The sequence below is a fragment of the Streptomyces flavofungini genome (assembly GCF_041028215.1).
GTDB classification, from domain to species: domain Bacteria; phylum Actinomycetota; class Actinomycetes; order Streptomycetales; family Streptomycetaceae; genus Streptomyces; species Streptomyces flavofungini_B.
This window is the reverse complement of record NZ_JASKYR010000443.1, coordinates 1-6520: the sequence shown is the minus strand read 5'-3', so window position 1 is coordinate 6520 and position 6520 is coordinate 1. Positions and strand designations below refer to the sequence as shown.

The 6520-nt window shown below is 69.0% G+C and carries 7 protein-coding genes and 2 pseudogenes; 4 read left to right on the top strand and 5 right to left on the bottom strand.

What is annotated here, in order from left to right; translation table 11 throughout:
- Positions 1 to 546, top strand: a 546-nt coding sequence (locus tag AB8Z36_RS26400; protein WP_369215874.1) for a hypothetical protein, incomplete at its 5' end; no start/stop codon positions are given.
- A gap of 85 nt (positions 547 to 631) precedes the next feature.
- Here AB8Z36_RS26400 and AB8Z36_RS26395 read toward each other — a convergent pair.
- Positions 632 to 1720, bottom strand: a complete 1089-nt coding sequence (locus tag AB8Z36_RS26395; RefSeq protein WP_369215873.1) for an FUSC family protein — start codon at positions 1718 to 1720, stop codon at positions 632 to 634.
- Positions 1721 to 2067: 347 nt separating this feature from the next.
- Here AB8Z36_RS26395 and AB8Z36_RS26390 point away from each other — a divergent pair, with 347 nt between their 5' ends.
- Positions 2068 to 2583, top strand: coding sequence for a LuxR C-terminal-related transcriptional regulator (locus AB8Z36_RS26390; RefSeq protein ID WP_369215872.1), 516 nt, complete (start codon positions 2068 to 2070; stop codon positions 2581 to 2583).
- Positions 2584 to 2614: 31 nt separating this feature from the next.
- Here the strand turns inward: AB8Z36_RS26390 and AB8Z36_RS26385 are convergent, their stop codons facing one another.
- From AB8Z36_RS26385 to AB8Z36_RS26375, 3 genes and pseudogenes are all read right to left on the bottom strand, one after another.
- On the bottom strand, positions 2615 to 3385 hold the full coding sequence (locus AB8Z36_RS26385) for an isocitrate lyase/PEP mutase family protein (protein WP_369215871.1): 771 nt from the start codon (positions 3383 to 3385) through the stop codon (positions 2615 to 2617).
- A 73-nt stretch (positions 3386 to 3458) separates the two neighbouring features.
- Positions 3459 to 4258: pseudogene (locus AB8Z36_RS26380) on the bottom strand (DUF4037 domain-containing protein).
- 82 nt (positions 4259 to 4340) lie between these two features.
- Positions 4341 to 4889: a DUF3291 domain-containing protein gene (locus AB8Z36_RS26375; RefSeq protein WP_369215870.1), complete on the bottom strand. Its 549-nt coding sequence runs from the start codon at positions 4887 to 4889 to the stop codon at positions 4341 to 4343.
- A 221-nt stretch (positions 4890 to 5110) separates the two neighbouring features.
- Between AB8Z36_RS26375 and AB8Z36_RS26370 the strand changes: the two are divergent.
- A pseudogene (locus AB8Z36_RS26370) lies at positions 5111 to 5344 on the top strand (carotenoid oxygenase family protein); the annotation flags it as partial.
- Positions 5345 to 5435: 91 nt separating this feature from the next.
- Positions 5436 to 5873 (top strand): carotenoid oxygenase family protein, encoded by a 438-nt coding sequence (locus AB8Z36_RS26365; RefSeq protein WP_369215875.1) that lies wholly within the window; start codon positions 5436 to 5438, stop codon positions 5871 to 5873.
- Between the two features lie 21 nt (positions 5874 to 5894).
- On the opposite strand, the gene AB8Z36_RS26360 is transcribed toward AB8Z36_RS26365, so the two are convergent.
- Positions 5895 to 6520 (bottom strand): CHAT domain-containing protein (locus AB8Z36_RS26360; RefSeq protein WP_369215869.1); only part of this gene is annotated, 626 nt, incomplete at its 5' end.

Genomic DNA, 6520 nt, shown 5'->3' with positions numbered 1-6520 from the left:
GCCCAGGCCGCTCACCTGCCCTCCGCCCCCGCCGCCGGTCCTGAGGCCGCCGCGGCCCTGGACGCCCTGATCCTGCTGCGGGAACTCCGCGGACAGATCGCCGGCTGGGAAGCCTCCCTGATCGAAACAGCCCGCGACGCGGGGGCCAGCTGGGCCAGCCTCGCCCAACCCCTGGGCGTCAACAGCCGCCAGGCCGCCGAGCGGCGCTATCTGCGGCTACAGCCCGGCGCGCCCGGAACCACCGGCGACCAGCGCGCCCAGGCCGTGCGCGACGAGCGCGCCGGACAGCGCCACACCGCCACCTGGGCCCGCTCCCACGCCGGTGACCTGCGTCGGCTCGCCGGTCAGATCACCGCCCTGCCCGGCCTTCCCGACTCCGCCCAGCCCGCGCTGGCGCGTATCCACCAAGCCCTCGGCGACAGCGACGCGGCCGGACTTCTCGCCCCTCTGGCCGAAGTCCACCCGCACCTGCCGCACGACACCGCGCTGGCCCAGGAAGTACGCACCACGCTCGCCGACGCCTCTCGGCCCCCGGGAGTGAACTAGTCGGCGAGTGCGTACGCTCTCACCGCCCGCGACCGCACCGACCTCTGCGCTTACTGGTGACTGGTCACTCGTCACGGGTTACCGGTCACTGGTCACTGGTCTCTTTCAGGACATCGCAGGTGTTCTGGAATTCCTCCATCAGGCGGGTGGCCTCGACGATCAGTACGCCGTAGGGGCGGGAGGAATCGGCCAGTGGCAGTTGGTTCTCGTCGGCGGCGTCGAGGACTTTGCGCAGCGCCTTCTGGGCCTTCGCGGCGAGCGCGCACATGTGGTCGGCCTGCTCGGCCAGCTTGTCCGCGTCGAGCTCCGCCATGACGTGCGCGATGTCGCGCAGACTGGCGGCGAAGTCGGCGTAGGCCGTCAGCGCCGGTCCGTAGGTGTAGGTGTTCTCGCTCTCGCGCCACCGGCCCAGGCTGCGGGTGAGGGAGGCCAGCTGGTAGACCGCACGTTCCATCGCGCTCAGCGTCTCGCGGTAGCGGCCGAAGCTGAGGTAGCTGCGGTGCGCGGGCAGAAACCGGCGGGGGTTGAACACCACACTGCTCTGCGCCATCTCCAGGCCCGCACGGGCCTGCCCGAGAGCGGACTGCACCCGCTCACCGGCTTCGACCCACCGCTCGGCGCGCTCCTCGTCCACATCCCCGCTGCACAGCCCGTCGGCCATGTCATCGAGGAGGGATTCCATCTCCCCGGCCAGGGCGTGCAGCCCCTGTTCGGCACTGCGGTAGCGCAGCGGTGGGGCGATGCACAGATTCACCAGCAGGCCGATGCCGCAGCCGATGAGCACCAACAGAATGATCTGACCGAGTTGCGCCGCCCGGTCGGCGTTCGTGGCGGCCGCGGTGTAGGTGGAGAACGCGAAGAACGCGGCCGTGGCCACCTGCGAGCGCTGCTCCCCCAGCGCCTGCCACTGCCCCAGGACCAGGGCGATGGCGGCGACCACCACGAACGCGAACAGATCCGGACCGGCGCTGAACCCGATCGCCGACTGCACCGCCACACCGACGATGACGGCCGTGATGTAGCGCAACGTCTGCCACACCGACTTCGAGACCGTCACATTCATCGTCAGCACCGCGGAGAACGGTGCGAACGCGGGCGACGTCGCGTGCAACAGGTCGTGGGCGACCCACCAGCTCAGAGTCGACGCCAGGACACACTTGCCGACCAGCAGCACGGTGTTCCGCTCATGCCCGGACGAAACGAACGCTCGCCTTACCCAGGCCCATCCTTTGTGAAGCCGTTCCACCACGTGCTGTGACTGTCCTTTCCCTGTTCAGTCCCCACTCGTACGTAACTTACGTAATGCTGAGACAGACATAGAATTACCCGGGAACCCACGAATAAGCAGAAAGAGCGGATGTTCCGGGCACATCCGGAAAAGTAGCGTCGATGGCGTAAGTGAGCTTCGTAACACTCCAGGCAAGGAGCGACCTTATGCCAGCGGAGATGAAGGTGAGCGTCACCCCGCCCGGGGACTGTGGCGGAAGCGGCACCCACGCTCACACGGCCCACGCCTGTCCCATGACGGCCACGATCACGGCTGCGGAGACCGGATTCGCCGCACAGTTCGGCGTGAGCCCCGGTGAAATCCACGGTTGCCTGCCGAGCGACCTGGTCCACACCCGCTCGCCCGCGCATCTGCGTCAGCGCTTCACCGACCTGTGCGAGGGCCGCACCCTCTGGTTCACTGAGGGAGTCATCGGCCAGCACAGCAGCGGCAGGACCTTTGCCGCCGACCTCACCGCCGGAACGGCCACCGGACCCACCGGGCTCACCGGACTGGTCCTGCGGCTGCGCCCCGCGGCCGGGGAGGCGCCGCCGCCCGCGCATGCGGTGCTCTCGGGGTTCGACGCACGCATCCTCGATGGCGTGGCGACCGGCGCTCCCACCGTGCAACTGGCCGAGCAGCTGTGCCTCAGCAGCCACGGGGTCGACTACCACGTGCGTCAGATGCTGCGCCGTTTCGACGCGCGCACCCGCCATGAGCTGGTGACGCGGGCGCGGGCGCTCGGCCTTCTCGCTCCTGACGCCGCTTGACGGGGACGAACGCCCTTCCCGCGCCGCTCGGTCAGCTCTTCAGTGCGCCCCACGGCCGGAGCATGTCCTTCATCGCATCGGTCAGCGCGAGTTGCAGCAGCGGGCCGTAGGTGATGCGGCCGACGCCGAGACGGCGGAAGCGCTCAACGTCGTGCTTGACGGGATGGGCGGTGGAGTTGACGGGCACGGCGACGGCGCCGGTCACCGCGGTGAGCAGTTCGTCGTTGTCCTGGATGGCTACCGGGTAGACGCTGTCGGCGCCCGCCTGCTCCATCGCCCGCAGCCGCTCGACCGCCTCGTCCAGGACGCCGGAGGCGTCCTCGGCGTGCAGGAAGAGGTCGGTGCGTCCGTTGACCCAGACCGGGACTCCCGCGTCGTCGGCGGCCGCGCGCAGGCCCGCGATGTATTGCGCGTGTTCCTGCGTGCCGCGCACGCGACCGCCGTCCGAATGGACGGTGTCCTCGATGTTGAGACCGGCGCCGCCGACCTCGATCAGTCCGGCGACGAGATCCGCGGGCTTCTGTCCGTACCCGGCCTCCAGGTCGACGGAGACCGGGACGCCGACCGACGCGATGATGGGCCTGACGGCCGCGAGTACCTCCTCGAAGGTCTGCCCCTCGTGGTCGTCCGCGCCCCGGGAATCGGCGAGCGGATGGCTGCCGACCGTGAGGGCGGGGAACCCCGCGTCGGCCGCTGTCCGCGCGGACCAGACATCCCAGACGGTCGGCAGTACGAGCGGCTTGTTCTCGGCGTGCAGCTGCTTGAGGCGCTGAGCGCGCTCAACGGTGGTTCGAAGGTCCATGCCGAAGACGCTACCCCCGGACCACCCCGAACAACGTACCGACAAAGCGTCATTCACCACACGTCATCAGCCATCAGCAGGCGGACAGGCAGGCGTGGGTCGCGGCGCGGGCCAGCTCGGGGCGGGCAAGGACGTCCGTGCTGTCGATGAACTGGTCGACAGCCCCGGCCGTCGGCAGAGCGAGGACTGCGGGGTCGGTGATCCGGGCGGTCAGAGCGGCGGTGAAGCGTTCGGCGTGGAGGACTCTGAAAGGGCGGTTGTGGTAGGGCCGTGTGATGGGGTCGACCGGGTCGGTGAGGGCGAAGGCGGAGCCGAGCCACTTGCTGTAGGGCGGGTAGCGGCGGTCCATTGGGAACGTGCGGGGCCGAGCTGTCCGAGTCCGTCGTGGAAGACGGCGCTGGCGGTGACCTCCGCGAGGCGTTGGGTGGGGGTGGCCAGCCAGTCCTCCAGGGTGACGTGCCGACGTGGGTCGAAGCCCAGTCGCTCGGTGAGCCACGTGCCCGGATCGGTGACATCGACGCGGTGGTGGACGGGCCCCTCGGTCACCCGCATGACCCCGATGCCCGCCTCGTCGGTGGCGGCGAAGTGGGTCGGGTAGCCGTGGAAGACCTTGGGCAGGCGGTCGGAGAGCAAGTCACTGATCTTCGCACCGTAGCGGGTGACGTGCCCCGGACTCAGAAAGATTTTCAGACGAGGGCCCCACTCGTGGTCGGCGGAGCGGGCGGTGTCGCATCCGAGGACTTCCGAGCCGCTGCCGAGACGGGCCGCGGAGTGGACGATCCCGGGGACCGCTTGTTCCAGCAAGGGGTGTACGGCTTCGAGATAGAAGCGGCGGGAAAGCTCGATGCCGGGGATGAACGCGGGTGTGGTCATGCCGCGCAGGGTGCCGGACCGGCCTTTGTCCGGTCGAAGGATTTTCCGTCCTGGCCGCCGGTCGGCGGTTCAGTGAGCACCGTCATGAAGCGCGGCGTGCGATGTCCTTGGTCCTGGACGGAGTTCCGTCCGGGGCGAACGAGTGGTGGAAGGTGAAGGCGTCCGAGGCGGAGCCGTGGTCGCGGAGGTGTTCCAGTCTGGAAACGCCCTCCTGCCAGGTGGGTATCACGCCGTCGGAGACCCACCAGAAGACGTAATTCGGGTGAGCTGCCTTCTCGAACCAGTCGTAACGCCTGTTGAGCGCCTCGCGGTGCAGACCGGCGTAGATGGCGTCGAAGGCGGAGTGGATGTCGGTCCAGAGCGAGAGGGTCGCGGCCAGCGCGACGGTTTCCGCCGTACGGCCCTTGTCGTACCAGGCCGGTACGGTGAACTCGCCCCACGCGCCCCAGTCCAGGTCGAAGTGTGAACCCCTGGCGCCGTCGGCCGCCACGGCATGAGCGAGATATCCCGGGTGCTGACTGATCTTCCGGTAGATGGCCTCGCCGCTGTCGTGGAGTGCGTGCGTAAGAGGTCCGGGGTCGGTGAGAGGTGACTTCAGGACGCCGAATGTGTACAGCGCGAGGTGGGGCATGCGTATCTCCTTGGATGGGGGTGCTTTGCGTGAACCCGCAGGCGGCTCAGCCGGAAGAAAACCTGGTGCGACCGTGGGCGATCGCCGAGGACCAGATGAAGATAACCGCCGCCGCGAGCCCTGTCGATATTGCGTTTTCCCTGCACAAGTGCCCTCCTGCATAACCTTTTTCGGTTACCGAGCCGGTATTCTCCAAGGGCCGGTTTCCTCTCTCGCCGAGAAGGTGCGCCTCGCTTAGCGTCCGCGGCACGTCCGGTGTCAGCGTCGCCCGCTTCGGTGACCAGTGCGTCGCCATGGGCGAGACACCCATGCCGGTCGCGTTCGCCCCCGAGACCCTGGCGACCGCCGGAGTGGTGGACCACCAGGATCATCTCAGCGGGCAGCTCACCACAGCCCACCCGCACCGGGACCCCATGAGCGGCGACCTGGTCAACTACCTGCTCCACTTCTCCCGGGTCCCAGCTTCGCGGTCACCGGGACGTACGCGGTCCTTGCGGAGTCCGCGACACCAGGAGCATTCCTCTCGCACTGCCCACCTGATGCCGTATCGCCCTGGCGGACGGCCGGGTGGAGGTCGTGCGGCTGTCGGACGAGCCGCTGGAGATGCCCCGTATCGCCTACGACCGGCACAACGGCTCCGCCTATCGGTACGTCTACAGCGTCGGCGCCCGCGACCGGCGCGGTGACGACTTCGTCACCCGACTCGTCAGACTCGACGTGGTGACCGGCACCACCCGGATCTGGTCCGAGCCCGGCCGCTACCCGGGCGAGCCCGTGTGCGTGCCGCTCCCCGACCGAGCACGGAACGAGGGCAGCGAGAGCAACGAGGACGCCGGGGTCGTACTGTCCCTCGGCCTGGACAGCACGAACCAGAGTTCCTTCCTGCTGGTCCTGGACGCCGCCACCTTCGGCGAACTGGCACGGGCTGAGGTACCGCACCCCGTTCCGTTCGACTTCCACGGCCTGTTCCTGCGTGACGCCTGACGCCACCTCAGGCGCACCGCTTCAGGCGCCCACATGAATGTAGGTGGCCCACAACGAAGGGGTCGCCGGGAGTGCGTTGCGGGCCGTGACGATCGCGTCGTGGAGGGCCTGGGGGGCGCGCCGGGGGTCGACGGTGCCGTGTTCGTCGAGCAGACCTGCGTAGACCGCGTCGGCCACGTCGACCGCGTGGTGGTCGTTGACCTCCCAGAGGGTGCCGATGACTTGCGGGTATCCGGCCAGTTGGAACGCCGCGGCGAGGTGGATGGACTCGTCGATGAGTTCAGCGTTGGTGCTCAGGGCGGTGTCGCAGGCCGACAGGTAGGCCAGGTCGGCGTGGTCGAGGTCGTACGGGGCGAGGGCGGCGACCGTGAACGGGGCGGACGCGTGGTCGTGGAGAAGGAGCCGACTCTGGGAGGGGTCACCGGCGACGCTCGTGCCGTGGCAGGCGAAATGCGCGATGGAGTAGTCGGGGAGCCGGGTGAGGACGTTGTCCCGGGTCGGGTAACCGTCCTGGGTCAAGGGGACGGAGGGAGCGGGGTAGGGGGCGTCGGGCTCGACGAGGGTGTCGGAGTCGGTCAGACGGGAGGCGACCATCGCCGCTTCGACCCGTACGTGGTGCAGGCGCCCCTCGCCGGGCAGGCCGGGGG

Coding starts and splice junctions, on each gene's coding strand:
- AB8Z36_RS26390 (WP_369215872.1), top strand. CDS start 2,068: ATGACGGCCACGATCACGGCTGCGGAGACCGGATTCGCCGCACAGTTC.
- AB8Z36_RS26385 (WP_369215871.1), bottom strand. CDS start 3,385: ATGGACCTTCGAACCACCGTTGAGCGCGCTCAGCGCCTCAAGCAGCTG.
- AB8Z36_RS26375 (WP_369215870.1), bottom strand. CDS start 4,889: ATGCCCCACCTCGCGCTGTACACATTCGGCGTCCTGAAGTCACCTCTC.